Source organism: Cyanobium sp. N5-Cardenillas, assembly GCF_024345515.1.
Lineage (GTDB): Bacteria > Cyanobacteriota > Cyanobacteriia > PCC-6307 > Cyanobiaceae > Cyanobium.
On the sequence record NZ_JAGQBG010000008.1, the window covers coordinates 13,769 to 29,205 of the forward strand.

The following is a 15,437-nucleotide window of genomic DNA, read 5'->3' on the forward strand; positions in this document are numbered from 1 at the left end:
TCCTGGGCATGTCAAACCGTGGGACCGCCGCCCTCCAGCCCTTGCTGGGCCCCCTCCTCTGCGGGTTGCTGCTGGGGTTGCTGCCCGGGGCCGGCCGCACGAGCGAGGCGGCGGAACGCCCCCAGCCCCCTGAGGCGCCTGTCCGGTACTTCGATTCGGACCCCCAGGCCTGCAAGCCGGAGTCGATCACCGCGTCCTACAAGAGCCACCTGCTGCCCTACGCCGACCAGAGTCCCGAGGTGCTGGCCAAGTTGCGTCGCGTCCAGGACGACCTCACCCTGGCCAGCCTCAAGCGGTGCGTCCAGAAGGGGCTGCTGACCCGACCCCAGGCCAGCGTGCTGTTCCGGTCGCTGGGCCTGACCCTGCCTGGCACCGTGATCCCCGTGGCCGCGCCTCAACCCTCCCCGGCGACGGCGCCGTAACGAGCCTCCGGCTCCTGGCCACGCCAGGCCCAGAGCTGGTCACCGTGGCTGAAGTGCCACCACTCATTCGGGTGCTGGGCGAATCCCGCCGCCGCCATCACCGCCGCGAGCAGGCATCGCCGGGCGTGCCAGTCGGCGGCCTCACTGCCCAGGGCGGCTGCGGCGTAGTGGCTGGGCTCGGAGATGGCCCCGATCGCGTCGATCGCCCCGCCCATCGCCAGGGGCTGGCCATCGGCCTCGGCCAGGGTGAGATCCACCGCCGCCCCGGTGCTGTGGGGGGGCGGGGTGGCCGGATCACGGCTCGGCGGGGCCCAGAAGCGATCCACCTCCGCCGCCACAGCCTGCTGGGGGAGGCCGAAGGCGTCGGGGTCGAGGCCCCGCTCCCGGCAGGCCTCACGGAAGGCCTGGCGCACCATGAAGGCCTGAACGGCGATGGGGCGCCAGGCGTCGAAGATGGCCAGCCGCCACTCGGGCCGCTGCTGCTGGAGCAGGGCCTGGGCCGTCACGAGACGGGCGATCACCCCACGACGCAGCCGGAACGGACTGGCACCAGGGCCGTAGGGCGCCCCCAGGGCCTGATACGGATGGGGCTCCAGTCGCCACAGCGTCGCCGGCAGGTCGTCCAGGGGTTCACCGGCCTCCGCGATGGGGATCGGACTCCAGGGGCGAAGAGCAGGCATGGGGCGGCAGGTGCGGTTCGGCCCTGTGGGGCGGCTCAATTCAACTGGGCCGCCTCCACCGAACGGCGGCGCTGGGCTTCGAGGGCCCCGTGCAGATGGGGATGGCGGGCCAGGTCGGGATCCGCCGTCAGGATCCGCCGCGCCGCCAGACGCGCCTCCTCCAGCACGGCACCGTCGTCGCTGAGGCTGGCCAGGGCCAGGTCCGGCAGGCCCGACTGGCGGGTGCCAAGCACCTGGCCGGGCCCCCGCAGCCGCAGGTCCATCTCGGCGATCTCGAAGCCGTCGCCGCTGCGGGCCAGCAGCTCCAGCCGTTGGCGGGCCATGGCGTTGTCGCCCTCATGCAGCAGCAGGCAATGGGAGGCGGCGGCGCCCCGGCCGACCCGGCCCCGCAGCTGGTGCAGCTGGGCCAGGCCAAAGCGCTCGGCATGTTCGATCACCATCACGCTCGCCTCCGGCACATCCACCCCCACCTCCACCACCGTGGTGGACACCAGCACCTGGGAGCGCCCCTCCTGGAAGGCACCAATGGCCAGCTGCTTCTCCTCGCCGGTCATGCGACCGTGCAGCAGCCCCACCGTGAGCGTGGGGAACACCTCCTCGGCGAGGTGGCGGTGCACCTCCACCGCCGAGCGCAGGTCGAGCTTTTCCGATTCCTCCACCAGGGGCAGCACCACGTAGGCCCGCTGCCCCTTGGCCACCTCCTGACGCACGAGTTCCCAGGCACTGAGGCGCTCGGATCCCCGCAGCAGGCGGGTGCGGATCGGGGTGCGGCCCGGCGGCAGTTCATCGATCTGGCTGAGGTCGAGGTCGCCGTGGATCGAGAGGGCCAGGGTGCGGGGAATGGGGGTGGCGGTCATGGTGAGCAGGTGGGGCTGGAGCCCCTTGGCCAGCAGCCGGTTGCGCTGCCGCACGCCGAAGCGGTGCTGCTCGTCGACCACCACCAGGCCGAGGCGGTCGAACTGGACCGGATCCTCGAGCAGGGCGTGGGTGCCCACCAGCAGCTTCACCTGGCCGTTGGCCAGGTCCTGCAGCAGCTGGCGGCGGCGGCGGGCGGTGGTGGAGCCGGTGAGCAGCTCGATGCTGACGTTGAGCTGGGGCAGCCAGCCGGCCAGTTTGTGGAAATGCTGGGCCGCCAGCACCTCGGTTGGGGCCATCAGGGCCCCCTGATGGCCCGCCTGGATGGCGCCCAGCAGGGCCGCCAGGGCCACCACCGTCTTGCCACTGCCCACGTCCCCCTGGACCAACCGGGCCATGGGCTGGGGCCGCTCCATGTCGGCGCGGATCTCCGCCAGGACCCGCTCCTGGGCACCGGTCAGGGGAAAGGGCAGCAGGGCCAGAAAGCGGCTCACCAGGTCTTCGCCGCCGATGGGCAACAGCAGCGGCGGCGCCGGTGAGCGGCGCAGGCGCTCGCGCCGCTGGCCCAGGGCCAGCTGCAGCAGCAGGAACTCGTCGAACACCAGGCGCCGGCGGCAGCGCTGCAGCTGCTCGCGGTCGGCGGGGCGGTGCAGGCCCTGCAGGGCCTCGCCACGGCCCACCAGTCCCAGCTCCAGGCGCAGGGGTTCCGGCAGCGGGTCGGGCCAGCGGACCGCCGCGGGCAGCACCGCGGCGATGGCCCGGGCGAGAGTCTCGCCACTGAGGCCCTCGGTGAGGGCATAGACGGGCACGAAGCGGCCGATCTGCTCCGAGCGCACCGGCGCCCCGGGGGCCTCCAGCACCTCCAGCAGGGGATCCGCGAAGCCGGGCCCGTAGGGGCTCTCCTTCACCAGGCCGCTCACCGCCACCGTGGCCCCCACGGGGTAGAGCCGCTGCTGGGACTTCAACCAGCCGGGGCTGCTGAAGCGGCGGCCGGCGAAGAAGCGCGTCACCTTGAGGCGACCCGTGACGTCCTGGAGGTGCAGCTCCAGGATCGCCAGGTTGGGGTTGCGGGGGCTGCCGAAGGCGTGGCAGCGACGCACCGTCGCCACGATGGTGGCGGTCCGCCCCGGCTCCAGCGCAGCGATCCGTACCAGATGGGCGTAATCGAGGTAGTCGCGGGGGTAGTGGTGCACCAGATCGCGCACCACCAGCAGCCCCAGGGCGGCCAGCCGGGTGGCGGTCTTCGGCCCGATGCCGGCCACCTCCGCAAGGGGGGTCTGGGCCGTGAGGCGGACGGCGGCGCCGCTGGCGGACGGCTCCGCCGCGGTGGGTGCCCCCAGCCGCAGCCGTGGCGGCGCCACCGGCAAGATCTCCCGGCGGCGGCAGCGCATCTCATGCAGGGCCTGGCGCAGTTGGCGCACCAGCCTCTGGCGGCTGCCCATGGACAGCTCGCCATAGCCGCCGAACGCATCGGCAAGGCCGGCCAGCTGCTGGCGTTCGGTGGCCTCGAGCCCCACCACCGGAGCGGCCAGGGCCGCAGCGATGAAGTTGCTGAAGCGGTGCCGCCGTCCCTGGAGATCGCCAAAGCCGGCTTCGGCCTCCAGGCGACAGGACAGCTGCAGGGGCGCGCACCAGGCATCGAAAGCCTCCAGGGCGGACGCACTCCCCTCCTGGCCGGCGGAGGACCCGGTCAGTCGCTCGGAATCGATGGGGGGCGGATGTCCTGCAGCCAAAGCTGTTCGGCCTGGTGGATCCGTGACCGCCGTTGCAGGCGACGGAACTGCTGGGCCATTCTGCGAACCTCCTGACGATGCTGCTGCAGCCGCCGCCGGCAGGTGCGCAGCCGGGGTTCCTCCAGTTCCAGCTCCACGGGCCGCAGCAGCACCGCCATCGTGTGGGCCTGGGGGGAGCGGCTGGCGCCAAAGGGAAGGGGCAGTCGCATCAGGTTGGCTGGGGCGGCCATCGTCTCCAGCTGGCCGTCCAGCACCGCATCGAGCAGGCTCACCGGCAGCAGGCTGCGGCTGACACCGCCCCGCAGCAGCTCCACGTTGATGGCATGGGACAGGTTGCGGAGGCGCCGGCCCAGGGCCAGCTCCATGCCGTCCATCCAGCGCAGCACCTGCTCGGGATCCTCCGGCAACCGGCCCGCCTGCCAGAGGGACCGATCCTCAGGGGACGCGGGCTCCTCGTCGTCGTCCTGTTCCTCGTCCGCCGTCTCGTCATCGGAAGGGGTGTCATCGGCGGCACTACCAGCCCCACCGGCCAGCGCGGCCATCAGGAAGGAGGCCCCGGTCAGGGGGGGGCCATGGCGATCTGAACCGACCCCGGCGGGAGGGACTCCGGCTCGGGAGAACCGTCGGGGTTCTCCCCATCCCAGGCCAGTTCCTCCAGGAGCTGCCGGCGGTCGTGGCGCTCCCGCCGCTGGCGCTCCCGGGAGATCTGGGAGGCGAGGATCACCAGCTGCTCCACCGTCAGCAGGCTGGAGCAACGGCTCACCAGCTCGTTGATTTGGCCAAGCAGCAGGCGACGGCGCTCTCCGGGGAGTTCGACGTAGCGCTGGGGATGGACCTGGGTGGCCAGGTGGAAGCAGGCCTGCTGCACCCGCTGGGGCAACACCTGGCGCAGCACCTGCAGATAGAGGGCCACATGGCGATAGAGCTCCGGATTCGACGCGGTCAGCTGCCGGGTCAGGGCCTGCAACTGACCCGGCAGATCAATCGCGTCGGAGGACTCGCTCAACGGCTCCGGCTCAGGCCGCCTTGGCCATCGCCGCCACTTCCGCTGCGAAGTCGGATTGCTCCACCTCAATGCCCTCACCGAGGGTGTAACGGGTGAAGCGGCGCACGCGGATGTTCTCGCCGGTCTTGCCGGCGGCCGACTTGACCATCTCACCGACGGTCAGGGTGTTGTCGCGGATGAAGGGCTGGTCCATGAGGGCCAGTTCCTTGAGGCGCTTGCCGATGCGCCCGGCCACGATCTTGACCTTCATCTCCTCCTTCTTGCCGGCGAGATCGTCGCGACCCATCTCAATCGCCTTCTCGCGCTCCGCCACTTCGGGGGGGATGTCGTCGGTGGTGACGTATTCCACGTTGGGGCAGGCGGCGATCTGCATCGCCACGTTGCGCACCAGCTCCTGGAAGAGCTCACCGCGGGCCACGAAATCGGTTTCGCAGTTCACCTCCACCAGCACACCGACGCGCGCGCCGGTGTGGATATAGCTGCCAACAGCCCCTTCGGCCGCGGTGCGGCCGGCCTTCTTCTCGGCGGTGGCGATGCCCTTCTGGCGCAGCCATTCGGCCGCCTTGGTGGCATCACCACCGGACTCGGTGAGGGCCTTCTTGCAGTCCATCATGCCCGCGCCGGTCTTGTCGCGCAGTTCCTTGACGAGCTTCGCTGTGATCTCAGCCATGGGTGGGGAGGGAGGGAGGTCGGGAGGGAGAGAGGGGCTCAGGCGTCGTCGTCGCCGCTGCGCTGATCCTGGGCTCCATGGCGGCCTTCGTTGATGGCATCGGCGAGGCGGCCCAGCACCAGCTGCACGGAGCGAACGGCGTCGTCATTGCAGGGAATGGGAACGTCGCACAGATCCGGATCGCAGTTGGTGTCGAGCATCGACACGAGCGGGATGTCGAGCTTGCGGCACTCGAGCACGGCGTTGGTTTCGCGGCGCTGATCCACCAGCACCACCACATCGGGCAGGCGGCGCATGTTCTTCAGGCCACCGAGGTACTTCTGCAGACGGTCGAGTTCACGGCGCAGCACGGCGGCTTCCTTCTTGGGCCGCATGGCGATGGCGCCGGAGGACTCCATGCGCTCGAGATCCTTGAGCCGGTCGATGCGGGCGCGCATCGTGCTCCAGTTGGTGAGCATGCCGCCCAGCCAGCGTTGGTTGACATAGGAGGCGCCGCAGCGGGCCGCTTCCTGGGCGATCACTTCGGAGGCCTGCTTCTTGGTGCCGACGAACAGGAAGCGCTTGCCGCTGCGGGCGGCACTGCGGGTCCATTTGTAGGCGTTGTTCATGCAGACGGCGGTCTGCACGAGATCGATGATGTGAACTCCGTTGCGCGCGCAATAGATGTAGCGCGACATCTTGGGGTTCCAGCGACGGGTCTGGTGTCCGAAGTGGGCACCAGCTTCCATCATCTCGGAGAGAGTGACGACAGCCATTTGGGTTGTAGGGGGGTTTCGGGTTGGCCTCCACCTGCCAGGGATGCCGCGCCATAGGACAGGCAGCGGATCACCCGAAACGTGCAGGTGTGCGGTGTTGGGTTACCGGGTCAACCTACCAAATGGCCCTGCTGGCGGGCCTCGGCATGGAGGGCCCGCACCCCGAAGCGGTTGAGCGGCAACCGCAGCAGCTCCATCGCCAGACCGGCCTTGCCGTGGCGGATCAGCCAGCGCAGCAGGGGCCGCAGGCTGCGCTCATTGACCAGGCCGCCCAGGGTGAGCAGCTCCCACAACGCCAGGTGCAGCCAGGTGTACTGGATGATGAACCGCACCCGCCAGGTGGGGTGCTTGCGGTAGAACACCAGGCCCATCTTGGCCCGTTCGCGCTCCACCCGAACCAGGTCGGGGATCTGCTCCAGGCTCAGGGGCGGATGCCAGTGGTAGCCCACCGCTTCAGGACAGCGCACCAGCCGCACACCCATGCGGCGCAGCCGTTCCCCCAGCTCCAGGTCCTCCCAGCCGTAAAGGCGGAAGCCGGTGTCGAACAGACCCGACTGCTCCAGCACCCGGCGGTCGATCGCCACGTTGCCGGTGGCGAAGTAGGCCCAGGAGAGATCCCGCAGCTTGTGTGGCTCCGCCGTGGGCGCTTCGAAGTTGTGGGTGTTGATCACCGCGCCATAGGTGAAGCAGAGCCGGTCGCCACTCTCCGCCCAGGCGCGCGCCAGGGCCGTGGCGTGGTGCAGCAGGAACCGCTCCGTCACCACCAGGTCGCTGTCGATGAAGACGATCACGTCGCCGCGGGCCTCGTCCACACCCCGGTTGCGGCCTTCGGCGGGGCCGCCGTGGTCCTGGCGGATCAGGCGCAGATGGGGGTAAGCGGTGGCATGGGCATCCAGCCAGCGCACCGTGTCGTCGGTGGAGCCGTCGTCCACCAGCACCACCTCATAGGCCTGCAGGGCACCGCCGGTCTCCTGGCGCTCCAGGGCCTGCAGGCACTGGCGCAGGATCGGCAGCCGGTTGTAGGTGGGGATGACGACGCTGATGAACATCGGGGTCCGGAGCGGGGCAGGGCCGCAGGCAGCGGCATGGAGGGGGATGGCGGCCATGAAAAAGGGGGATCCCGATCGAATCCCCCCGGTGCCGCCATGACCGGACTGGCGCGATCAGTCAGCGGCGCCGCCGTTGTTGGCCGTGCCGGTCACGCCGTTGCCGGCCCCTTCACCGCGACCGTCGTTACGCAGCTTGCGCTTCTTGAACTTGCGGGCGTAGGCCCGGTTGCGCTCCTGCTTTTCCTTCTTCAGGTTCCTGCGTTTCGACATAGGGCTTCGGCGCTTCGAAAAGACTGTGAGGTTCCACCCTACTCAACGGGCCCGGATCATCCGTCGGCGGTGTCACTGGCCCAGAGCCGGCCATCCTCCATCCGCACCAGGCGATCGGCCACATCGAGGATGCGGGGGTCGTGGGTCACCATCAGCACCCCACAGCCCTCATCCCGGGCCAGCCGCTTGAGCAGATCCACCACCTCCCGGCCGGTGCGGCTGTCGAGGGCGGCGGTGGGTTCATCGGCCAACAGCAGGCGGGGGTGGGCCGCCAGGGCCCGGGCGATCGCCACCCGCTGCTTCTGGCCGCCGGAAAGGTCGTGGGGAAGCTTGCCGAGGTGGTCGGAGAGCCCCACGGCCCGCAACCATTCCCGGGAGAGGTCGCGGCGGGCGCGATAGCCCAGGTCCGGCAGCAGGTCGGCCCCCATCTGCACGTTCTGCTCCGCGGTGAGGCAGCGCAGCAGGTTGTGGCCCTGGAAGATCATGCCGACGCTGCGCCGCAGCAACTGGCGCTCGTGGCGGCTGGAGCCCTTCAGCTCGCAGCCCAGCACCCGCACCGATCCCTCCATCACCTGGCGCAGGGCACCCACCAGGGTGAGCAGGGTGGTCTTGCCGCAGCCGGAGGGCCCCGTGAGCAGCACCACTTCCCCTGGGCGGATCTCCAGGTCGATGCCCTGCAGCACCTGGCGCTCCATGGAACCCGTGCCATACCAGTGGCTGAGACCCCGCACCGACACCGTGGCGAGGCCATCGCCCTTGCTGAGGGTGGGGGGGGCGGAACCGGGGTGGAGGCTTGTCATCGACTCAGAAGATGTCCGCAGGATCGGCGTCACCCAGCTTGCGCATCGCCATCGCCGCCGACCCCATGCACATCACCAGGATCATCAGGAAGACGGTGATGGCCCGATCGCCGGCCATGGCCACCGGCAGCTTGGTGGCGGCATGGATGACGGCGTAGAGCACCTGGCCGGCGGCATAGGCGGGCAGATAGCCGAAGATCGCCAGCAGCAGGCCCTCCCGCGCCACCACGCCGAGGAGGGTCAGCAGGCTGTAGCCCATGGCCATCAGCGTGGCGTATTCCGGCAGGTGGTCGCTGACATCGGAATAGAGGATCTGATAAACGATCACGCAGCCCACCACGAAGCCCATGGCGGCACCCAGGGAGAAGATGAACCCGATGGCGGTGCTGCTGCGCCAGTAGTCCATCTCCAGATCAAGGAAGCCCTGCTTGGTGAGCACGCTGACGTCCTCGGGCAGCAGGCCCTGCAGGCGTTTCACCACCTGGGCGGGATCGGCCCCGGGACGCAGGCGGATCAGCCCCAGTTCGATGCTGCCGGGGGGGGTGTTGGGCAGCAGGCTGAGGAAGGTCTCCCGGCTGGTGAGGATGTTGCCATCGGCGCCGAAGGAGGCGCCGGCGGTGAACAGGCCGGCCACCCGCAGCCGTTTGCCGGCCACCTCGCTTTCCACGGTGCGCCCTTCGCTAAACCACGTCGCCACCGGTCCGAATTCATCGCGGGACTGGTCGTCGAAGAGCACCCGGCCCTTCTGGGTGAGGCGCGGCGTCAGGGCGGTGACGGCCGGATCGATGAACAGGGGGTCGCGGGGCTCGAAGCCCAGGGCCAGGATGGAGCGGGTGCCCTTGGTCTTGGGGTTGCGCCAGAGCAGCAGGTTCCAGTGCACCGGCGTGGTGCCGGTCACGTCCGGATCGGCCATGGCCTGCACCAGCCGGCGCTGGGGAAAGCCGGCCATGCTGATCGAGCTCTTGGTGCGCGGGCTGAGCAGCACCAGATCGGTGTCAAACAGCTTGTGCACCGTGATGCTGGAATCGAACAGGGCATCCCGGAAGCCCAGCTGCATGAACATCAGGATCCCGGCGAAGGTGATCCCGGCAAGGGCTACGGCCAGCCGCATCGGCTGGCGGGTGAGCAGCAGCCAGGCCAGGGGAATCCGTCGTCCCTGCCAGAGCGTCATGGCTGCAGGCGGGCAATCACCTTGAGGCCGGTGAGGGAGGCGACCCTGGCCCCATCGCTGGGATCGAGACGCACCCGCACCTCCACCACGCGGGCATCGGCATCACCGGTGGGGTCGGTGGAGAGCACCTCCCGCTGGCGCACCTGGGGGCTGATGCGCCGCACGGTGCCCCGCAGGGTGCCGTCGAAGCCGCCGTTCTCGCTGGTGAGGGTCACGGCCTGGCCGAGCCGCACCCGGTCGATGTCGCTCTCGTAGACCTCGACGGAGGCTTCCATGCGGTCGCTGGCCCCGAGCTCGAGGATGCCCTTGTCGCCGGGCCGTTCGCCGACGCGGGATTGGATGCGCAGCACCGTGCCGTCGATCGGTGCCCGCAGTTCGGTGTTGACCAGATCGGTGCTGGCCTTGACCAGCGAGGCCCTGGCCTCCTGCAACGCGCCCTGGAGCTCCAGGGTGCGCTGCTCCAGCACATCCAGATCAGCGGCGGAATAGGCCCCATCGCTGGCCAGCTTGCGGTAGCGCGCCAGGTCGCGGGTCTGGATCGTGAGCCGGCGGCCGAGGTTGGCGATGCGGGTGCGGATCAGTGACAGCTCCGCCCTCTGCAGGGGCTGGTTGTCGAATCGGGCCAGCAGCTGACCGGCCTGCACCCGGTCGCCCTCGGCCACCAGCAGTTCGGTGATGCGCGGGCTGCCGCCGATACCGGTGATCGGAGCGGCCAGCACGCGCACATCACCGTCGGGCTCCAGCTGGCCCAGGGCCGCCACGGCCTCCACCGGGGCGGGCGGCCGGGCCACGGCGGCGGCAGGGGGCTTGGCGGTCTGCAGGCGCTGATACAAAACGACACCGCCCACCAACAACCCCGCCACCCCGGCGACGATCAGGCCGTTGCGCCAGGGGCCGGTGGGTCGTCGAAGAGCAGGTCTTCGATGTAGCGATCCGCCCACTGGGGGTTGAACGCCTTCTCCAGAACCCTCCGGGTCTTGTCGTTTTGTTTCTGTTGCTTGCAATACCTCAGCTGCCCTTGCCATCGGGCAACCGTAGCCGGATGGTCGTGGGCTTGGGAAGGGCTCCCGCTGGCGGCATCGGCGAGCACGCCGAGGAATGTGGCGACTTCCTCGACGAATCCCTTTTCCTCCGCCTCCGACACCGGCCGCACGAACAGCACGTGGGGGGAGAAGATCGAGCCCCAGGGCGGCAACTCCCGCACCTGCTCAAAGGCCGGACGGGAGCGGGACGCCAGGGCCTCGGCGATCGCCGCCGGCAACGCCTCCTCCACCGGGGAAAGGTCGACGATGGCGGCGCTCACGCCGGCCTTGCCGGCCACGATGTCGGCGCCGAACACCGGCAGATCGTGGCGGGGATCGGGAAAGAACACGCAGTGGAGGATCTGCAGACCGGCGCCCAGCCGGGCCGTCTCCAGGTGCAGCTTGCGCAGGCCGCGGCAGCGGTGCACCTCGTTGCGGATGTAGAGGGCATCCCCGTCCAGGCTGCCGCTGATGGCCTCCAGGTCGGGATCGATCGCCAGCGGCGCCAGATCAGGCAGCGCGTTGCGGCAGAGCCGGATGCGCTCGGCCAGGCCATCCACCAGCGGATGGATGCCACCGTCTCCGGCCGGAGCGACCTCACCCATGGACACGTCGTGACAGCAGAATGCGGATCCTGCCATGCGTGCGTGAGTGTGTCCCTGGGTTGTTGCGGGTCCTTGCTGCCCGGACTGGCCGACCCCGTCAGCCACACCCTCGCCAATGGCGTCGAGCTGGTGCAGCTCGCGCTCGAGGACGCCCCCCTGGTCTGCCTCGACTTCTGGTGCCGGGCCGGCAGCGCCTTTGAGACGCCCACGGAGAGCGGCATGGCCCATTTCCTCGAGCACATGGTGTTCAAGGGCAGTGAGGGGCTGGAGGCCGGCGAATTCGACCGCCGCATTGAGGCCCTGGGGGGCAGCAGCAACGCTGCCACCGGTTTCGACGATGTCCATTTCCACGCCCTGATGCCGCCGGAGGGGGCCGCCGAAGCCCTCGACCTGCTGCTGGATCTGGTGCTGCAGCCCCGCCTCGATCCGGACAGTTTCAGCATGGAACGGCAGGTGGTGCTGGAGGAACTGGCCCAGAGTGAGGACCAGCCCGAGGAGGTGGCCATTCAGCGCCTGCTCGCCCTGGCCTGCCCCGATCACCCCTACGGCCTGCCGATCCTCGGGCGGCGCGAGGCCCTGGTGGCCCACGACCCGGCCGCCATGGCCGCCTTCCATCAGCGCCAGTACGCCGCCGGCCGCTGCGTCCTGGCCCTCAGCGGCGCCGTGGCGGATGGGGATCTGCTGGCGCGGGCCGCTGCGGGCCCCCTCGCGGCCCTGGCGACCACAGGGGCGGCCCTGGCCCCGGCGACCCTTCGCGTCACCCCGGGGGCGCACCGACTGGCCGTGCCGCGGCTGGAGGCCGCCCGGCTGCTGATGCTCTGGTGGCTGCCTGCCGCCAGCGATGTGGAAGGGCTGGTGGGGGCGGATCTGGGCACCACCGTGCTGGCGGAGGGGCGCCGCAGCCGACTGGTCGACCGGCTGCGGGAGCAGCTGCAGATCGTCGAGAGCATCGACCTGGACCTGCACGCCATGGAGGGCGGCAGCTTCGCCCTGCTGGAGGCGGTCTGCGACGAGGAGGACCTGGGCGCGGTGCGAGGGGCCATCACCCAGGTGTGGCAGGAGCTGCGCCAGGAGCGCCTCGGCGAGCAGGAATGGTCGCGGGCCCGCCGCTTGGTCGCCAACGGCTATCGCTTTTCCCTGGAATCCCCCGGCGGCGTGGCGTCCCTGATCGGCAGCAGCCGCCTCTGGGGACGGACCCAGGCCCTCGACCAGCCCCTGGCCCTGCTGGACCGGTGGTCGCCCGGCCGGCTCCAGGAGCAGATGCTGGACCTGCTGGATCCGGCCCGGGCCTGCCTGCTCGAGGCGGTGCCGGCATGAGCCTTGCCCCTCCCGTCACCGCCGACGACAGCCACGTCCTGGAGGGTGGCCTGCCGCTGCGGATCCTGCGCCGGCCAGGGCCGGCGATCCTGGCGGCCCGACTGGCCATTCCCGGCGGCAGCGGCCGGGATCTGGCCGGTGCCCGCGGCGCCCACCAGCTGCTGGCCGGCTGCATGACCCGGGGCTGCGGCGAGCTGGATGCCGAGGCCCTGGCCGATTGCGTCGAGGGGGCCGGCGCCGCCCTGCGGGTGGAAGCCCAGGAGGACGGCCTGGTGCTGGCCCTGAAATGCGCCGCCGAGGACGCCCCCACCCTGGTGCCCCTGCTGCTGACGATGGCGCGGCGGCCGCGGCTGGAGCCCGAGCAGGTGGCGATCGAACGGCAGCTCAATCTGCAGCTGCTGCAGCGCCAGAAGGAGGACCCCTTCCAGCTGGCCCACGACCAGCTGCGCCGCCTGCTCTACGGCGATGGCCCCTACGGCCATGACCCCCTCGGGATCGAGGCCGAGCTGGCCGGTCTCGGACCGGAACACCTGCGGCCCCTGGTGCAGGGCCTCGGGGCCGACGGGGCCGTGCTGGTGCTCTGTGGCGACGCCCCTTCTGCGCTGGAGGCGGCCCTGGAGGTGGAACTGGCGGCGTCCCCCTGGAGCACCCACGCCCCCCGGCCCCAGGCCTTCGCCGGTCCACCGCTGGCCACGGGGCATTTTGGCCAGCAGGTGCAGGACACCGAACAGGTGGTGCTGCTGCTGGGGGCAGCGACCGTTCCCCTGAGCCATCCCGACGCCCTGGCGCTGCGGTTGCTGCAGGCGCACCTGGGCCTCGGCATGTCCAGCCGACTGTTCATCACGCTGCGGGAGGAGCGCGGTCTGGCCTACGACGTCGGTGTGCACCTGCCGGCCTATGCCGGTGGTCCGCCCTTTGTCATGCACCTGTCCACCTCGGCCGAGCGGGTGGCCGAGGCCACCACCTGCCTGCTGGACGAGTGGGAACGGCTGCTGGACGAACCCCTGGACGAGAGCTCACGCCTGCTGGCCCTGGCCAAGTTCCAGGGGCAGGACGCCATGGGCCGCCAGACCTGCTCCCAGATCGCCGAGCGCCAGGCCCTGGTGCTCAGCCATGGCCTGCCCCCCGACCATGTGCGCCAGGTGATGGAGCGCGCTCCTGGGCTCACCGCCGAGGATCTGCGGGCGGCGGCACGCCGCTGGCTGGCCGTCCCCAGCCTGAGCCTGGTCGGCCCGGCCCCGGCCCTGGAGCGGGCGCACCAGGCCTGGCTGAACCATGGACTCAGCCGTCGGGGGAGGCCGGCTCCAGATCGGAGAGGTTGATCAGGAAGGTGCCGCGGCGGAAGCGGATGGCCCTCAGCTCCAGGGCCCGGATCTCCACCACCCGGCCCACTTCCCCAGGATCCACCAGATCCGGAGGACGCAGCATCGGCATCGGGTCGGCGGTCTTGAGGTAGCGGAGGGGCTGGCGCAGCCGCACGGCATCACCCAGATGAATGGCCACCGGCGCCACAGGCTCCGCCGCTTCAACCGGCGGCGGCTCCGGTATCGCGGGATCGGGGGGGGTGAGATCCGGCATGGGTACGGCGCTCCAGCGGGCTGGGGGCCCTTCTCAGCCGAACCTAGCTGGAGCAGGATGGGCGCCAGCCATGGACGGTTCATTGCGAGCCCTTGCCACCTGGAGCGGAGCGATCGCCGGCCTCCTGCTCATCCTTGTCGGCGGTCTGGTGCCGGCGGCCTTCCCCTTCCATGAGGCCGGTGGCTGGGGTGTGCGGCCGCTGGGCATCACCCTGCAGGTGCCGGCCCTGCTCCTGACCGCCCTGGTCTGCGGGCCCCGCAGTGCCACCCTGGCGGCTGTGGCCTATCTCAGCGTCGGACTGTTCCAGTTGCCGGTGTTCCACGAGGGAGGCGGCATCGGCTACCTGCTGGATCCGGGCTTCGGCTACCTGGCGGGCTTCCTGCCGGCCGCCTGGATCACCGGCAAGCTGGCGCGCCAGCCAGGCATGGACGATCCGCTCACCCTGGCCGGGGCCGCCGCCATCGGCCTGGTGATGCTGCATCTCTGCGGCCTCGCCAACCTGGTGCTGGGCAGCCTGGCCGGCCGCTGGGGGGGTGACACCCTCTCCCTGGTGGTGGGCTACAGCCTGGCCCTGCTGCCCCAGTTGCTGCTCTGCTGCGCCGCCGGCGTTCTGGGCTGGTTGCTGCGCCGGCTGCTGCTGGTGCCCTCGTGATGGCTCGTCCCCTGCGCCGGCGGCTGGGGATCGTGCTGCTGGCGGCCCTTGTCCTGCTGCTCGATCAGGTGAGCAAGGCCTGGGCCCTCGACCACCTCGCCGGCGGCAGCATCCGGCCGCTGCTGCCTGGCCTGCTCCAACTGCAGCGGGTCAGCAACACCGGCGCCGCCTTCAGCCTGTTCACAGGGGCATCGATCCAGCTGGGCCTGGTGAGCGCCCTGGTGAGCCTGGGGTTGCTGGTCTGGATCCTCTGGCGCCCCCCTGCCGGCCCCTGGAGCGGCCTGGCCCTGGGACTGCTGCTCGGGGGGGCGCTGGGCAACGGCATCGACCGCTGGCGCCACGGCGCGGTGGTGGACTTCCTGGAGTTCGTCCCGATTCACTTCCCGATCTTCAACCTCGCCGACGTGGCCATCAACCTGGCCGTGGCGTGCTTCCTCCTCGAACTGCTGCGACCCCATGCCGACCGCCATCCTTGAGGGACTGGAGCGGCGGCTGCGGCCCCGCACCCCCGTCGCAGGCCCCCAGCTCCGGGTGCTGCACCCCGGCCTGCCGGAGCAGAGCCACCCGCTGCACGGCAGCGTCTACCGGATCGGCCGCTCCGCCGACAACAGCATCGTCATCGACCACACGGCCGTGAGCCGCCACCATGCCCTGCTGGAAAACCACGGCGGCCACTGGCTGCTGAGCGATGCCGGCTCCACCAACGGGCTCTGGTGGCAGGGCCGCCGGGTGAAGGAGCTGGTGCTGCGCCAAGGGGATCGGGTGCGTTTCGGGCCCGCCGATCAGGAGGATCTGCCCACCCTGCTGTTCGAGCCCGAAGGGGGCCTGCGCCGGGCCTGGATGGGTCGCTGG

General features: G+C 70.6%; 19 protein-coding genes. 6 read left to right on the forward strand and 13 right to left on the reverse strand.

What is annotated here, in order from left to right:
* The first annotated feature begins 8 nt into the window (after positions 1-8).
* The gene (locus KBZ04_RS01310; protein WP_254990108.1) at positions 9-422 is read left to right on the forward strand and encodes a hypothetical protein; all 414 of its coding nucleotides are present in this window, start codon (positions 9-11) and stop codon (positions 420-422) included.
* Here the strand turns inward: KBZ04_RS01310 and KBZ04_RS01315 are convergent.
* The 12 genes from KBZ04_RS01315 to KBZ04_RS01370 form a co-directional block, all read right to left on the reverse strand.
* Positions 395-1,102, reverse strand: a complete 708-nt coding sequence (locus KBZ04_RS01315) for a M15 family metallopeptidase (RefSeq protein WP_254990109.1) — start codon at positions 1,100-1,102, stop codon at positions 395-397. The two genes, KBZ04_RS01310 and KBZ04_RS01315, sit on opposite strands and share 28 nt — an antisense overlap.
* Before the next feature lie 35 nt (positions 1,103-1,137).
* Complete coding sequence (recG, locus tag KBZ04_RS01320; RefSeq protein ID WP_254990124.1) at positions 1,138-3,609, reverse strand: ATP-dependent DNA helicase RecG; 2,472 nt, start codon at positions 3,607-3,609, stop codon at positions 1,138-1,140.
* A gap of 38 nt (positions 3,610-3,647) precedes the next feature.
* Positions 3,648-4,232 carry a hypothetical protein gene (locus KBZ04_RS01325; RefSeq protein ID WP_254990110.1) on the reverse strand — a complete coding sequence of 195 codons (585 nt, stop codon included), beginning with the start codon at positions 4,230-4,232 and terminating at the stop codon, positions 3,648-3,650.
* A gap of 17 nt (positions 4,233-4,249) precedes the next feature.
* Positions 4,250-4,696, reverse strand: coding sequence for a hypothetical protein (locus tag KBZ04_RS01330; RefSeq protein WP_254990111.1), 447 nt, complete (start codon positions 4,694-4,696; stop codon positions 4,250-4,252).
* Between the two features lie 10 nt (positions 4,697-4,706).
* Positions 4,707-5,366 carry a translation elongation factor Ts gene (gene tsf / locus KBZ04_RS01335; RefSeq protein ID WP_254990112.1) on the reverse strand — a complete coding sequence of 220 codons (660 nt, stop codon included), beginning with the start codon at positions 5,364-5,366 and terminating at the stop codon, positions 4,707-4,709.
* Positions 5,367-5,404: 38 nt separating this feature from the next.
* On the reverse strand, positions 5,405-6,121 hold the full coding sequence (rpsB, locus tag KBZ04_RS01340; protein ID WP_216908544.1) for a 30S ribosomal protein S2: 717 nt from the start codon (positions 6,119-6,121) through the stop codon (positions 5,405-5,407).
* A gap of 110 nt (positions 6,122-6,231) precedes the next feature.
* Positions 6,232-7,170, reverse strand: coding sequence for a glycosyltransferase family 2 protein (locus KBZ04_RS01345; protein ID WP_254990113.1), 939 nt, complete (start codon positions 7,168-7,170; stop codon positions 6,232-6,234).
* Between the two features lie 114 nt (positions 7,171-7,284).
* Complete coding sequence (locus tag KBZ04_RS01350; RefSeq protein WP_011293689.1) at positions 7,285-7,440, reverse strand: hypothetical protein; 156 nt, start codon at positions 7,438-7,440, stop codon at positions 7,285-7,287.
* 56 nt (positions 7,441-7,496) lie between these two features.
* Positions 7,497-8,240, reverse strand: a complete 744-nt coding sequence (locus KBZ04_RS01355; RefSeq protein ID WP_254990114.1) for a DevA family ABC transporter ATP-binding protein — start codon at positions 8,238-8,240, stop codon at positions 7,497-7,499.
* Positions 8,241-8,244: 4 nt separating this feature from the next.
* Entirely contained in the window at positions 8,245-9,411 is a 1,167-nt protein-coding gene (devC, locus tag KBZ04_RS01360; RefSeq protein ID WP_254990115.1) for an ABC transporter permease DevC, read from the reverse strand.
* Complete coding sequence (locus KBZ04_RS01365; RefSeq protein ID WP_254990116.1) at positions 9,408-10,274, reverse strand: HlyD family efflux transporter periplasmic adaptor subunit; 867 nt, start codon at positions 10,272-10,274, stop codon at positions 9,408-9,410. Before KBZ04_RS01365 ends, devC begins: the two co-directional genes overlap by 4 nt.
* 11 nt (positions 10,275-10,285) lie before the next feature.
* Positions 10,286-11,038, reverse strand: coding sequence for a phycocyanobilin:ferredoxin oxidoreductase (locus tag KBZ04_RS01370; protein WP_254990117.1), 753 nt, complete (start codon positions 11,036-11,038; stop codon positions 10,286-10,288).
* Positions 11,039-11,110: 72 nt separating this feature from the next.
* Between KBZ04_RS01370 and KBZ04_RS01375 the strand changes: the two genes are divergently transcribed.
* Positions 11,111-12,355 (forward strand): M16 family metallopeptidase, encoded by a 1,245-nt coding sequence (locus KBZ04_RS01375; RefSeq protein WP_254990118.1) that lies wholly within the window; start codon positions 11,111-11,113, stop codon positions 12,353-12,355.
* A complete protein-coding gene (locus tag KBZ04_RS01380) occupies positions 12,352-13,677 on the forward strand; it encodes a M16 family metallopeptidase (RefSeq protein ID WP_254990119.1) in 1,326 nt (441 codons plus the stop codon). Before KBZ04_RS01375 ends, KBZ04_RS01380 begins: the two co-directional genes overlap by 4 nt.
* Here KBZ04_RS01380 and KBZ04_RS01385 read toward each other — a convergent pair.
* Complete coding sequence (locus tag KBZ04_RS01385) at positions 13,637-13,933, reverse strand: NAD(P)H dehydrogenase assembly family protein (protein WP_315860020.1); 297 nt, start codon at positions 13,931-13,933, stop codon at positions 13,637-13,639. The genes KBZ04_RS01380 and KBZ04_RS01385 overlap by 41 nt on opposite strands.
* A gap of 82 nt (positions 13,934-14,015) precedes the next feature.
* Here KBZ04_RS01385 and KBZ04_RS01390 point away from each other — a divergent pair, with 82 nt between their 5' ends.
* The 3 genes from KBZ04_RS01390 to KBZ04_RS01400 form a co-directional block, all read left to right on the forward strand.
* Positions 14,016-14,585, forward strand: coding sequence for a biotin transporter BioY (locus KBZ04_RS01390; RefSeq protein WP_254990120.1), 570 nt, complete (start codon positions 14,016-14,018; stop codon positions 14,583-14,585).
* A complete protein-coding gene (lspA, locus tag KBZ04_RS01395; RefSeq protein ID WP_254990121.1) occupies positions 14,585-15,061 on the forward strand; it encodes a signal peptidase II in 477 nt (158 codons plus the stop codon). Before KBZ04_RS01390 ends, lspA begins: the two co-directional genes overlap by 1 nt.
* A partial coding sequence (locus KBZ04_RS01400) for an FHA domain-containing protein (RefSeq protein ID WP_254990122.1) occupies positions 15,042-15,437 on the forward strand: 396 nt, incomplete at its 3' end. The genes lspA and KBZ04_RS01400, both read left to right, overlap by 20 nt.

What these genes read in the sequence shown, in the direction of transcription:
- KBZ04_RS01315 (WP_254990109.1), bottom strand. Translation starts at nt 1,102, where the DNA reads ATGCCTGCTCTTCGCCCCTGGAGTCCGATCCCCATCGCGGAGGCCGGT.
- devC (WP_254990115.1), bottom strand. Translation starts at nt 9,411, where the DNA reads ATGACGCTCTGGCAGGGACGACGGATTCCCCTGGCCTGGCTGCTGCTC.
- KBZ04_RS01350 (WP_011293689.1), bottom strand. Translation starts at nt 7,440, where the DNA reads ATGTCGAAACGCAGGAACCTGAAGAAGGAAAAGCAGGAGCGCAACCGG.
- KBZ04_RS01325 (WP_254990110.1), bottom strand. Translation starts at nt 4,232, where the DNA reads ATGGCCGCGCTGGCCGGTGGGGCTGGTAGTGCCGCCGATGACACCCCT.
- KBZ04_RS01310 (WP_254990108.1), top strand. Translation starts at nt 9, where the DNA reads ATGTCAAACCGTGGGACCGCCGCCCTCCAGCCCTTGCTGGGCCCCCTC.
- KBZ04_RS01380 (WP_254990119.1), top strand. Translation starts at nt 12,352, where the DNA reads ATGAGCCTTGCCCCTCCCGTCACCGCCGACGACAGCCACGTCCTGGAG.
- KBZ04_RS01370 (WP_254990117.1), bottom strand. Translation starts at nt 11,038, where the DNA reads ATGGGTGAGGTCGCTCCGGCCGGAGACGGTGGCATCCATCCGCTGGTG.
- lspA (WP_254990121.1), top strand. Translation starts at nt 14,585, where the DNA reads ATGGCTCGTCCCCTGCGCCGGCGGCTGGGGATCGTGCTGCTGGCGGCC.
- rpsB (WP_216908544.1), bottom strand. Translation starts at nt 6,121, where the DNA reads ATGGCTGTCGTCACTCTCTCCGAGATGATGGAAGCTGGTGCCCACTTC.
- KBZ04_RS01385 (WP_315860020.1), bottom strand. Translation starts at nt 13,933, where the DNA reads ATGCCGGATCTCACCCCCCCCGATCCCGCGATACCGGAGCCGCCGCCG.
- tsf (WP_254990112.1), bottom strand. Translation starts at nt 5,366, where the DNA reads ATGGCTGAGATCACAGCGAAGCTCGTCAAGGAACTGCGCGACAAGACC.
- KBZ04_RS01355 (WP_254990114.1), bottom strand. Translation starts at nt 8,240, where the DNA reads ATGACAAGCCTCCACCCCGGTTCCGCCCCCCCCACCCTCAGCAAGGGC.
- KBZ04_RS01345 (WP_254990113.1), bottom strand. Translation starts at nt 7,170, where the DNA reads ATGTTCATCAGCGTCGTCATCCCCACCTACAACCGGCTGCCGATCCTG.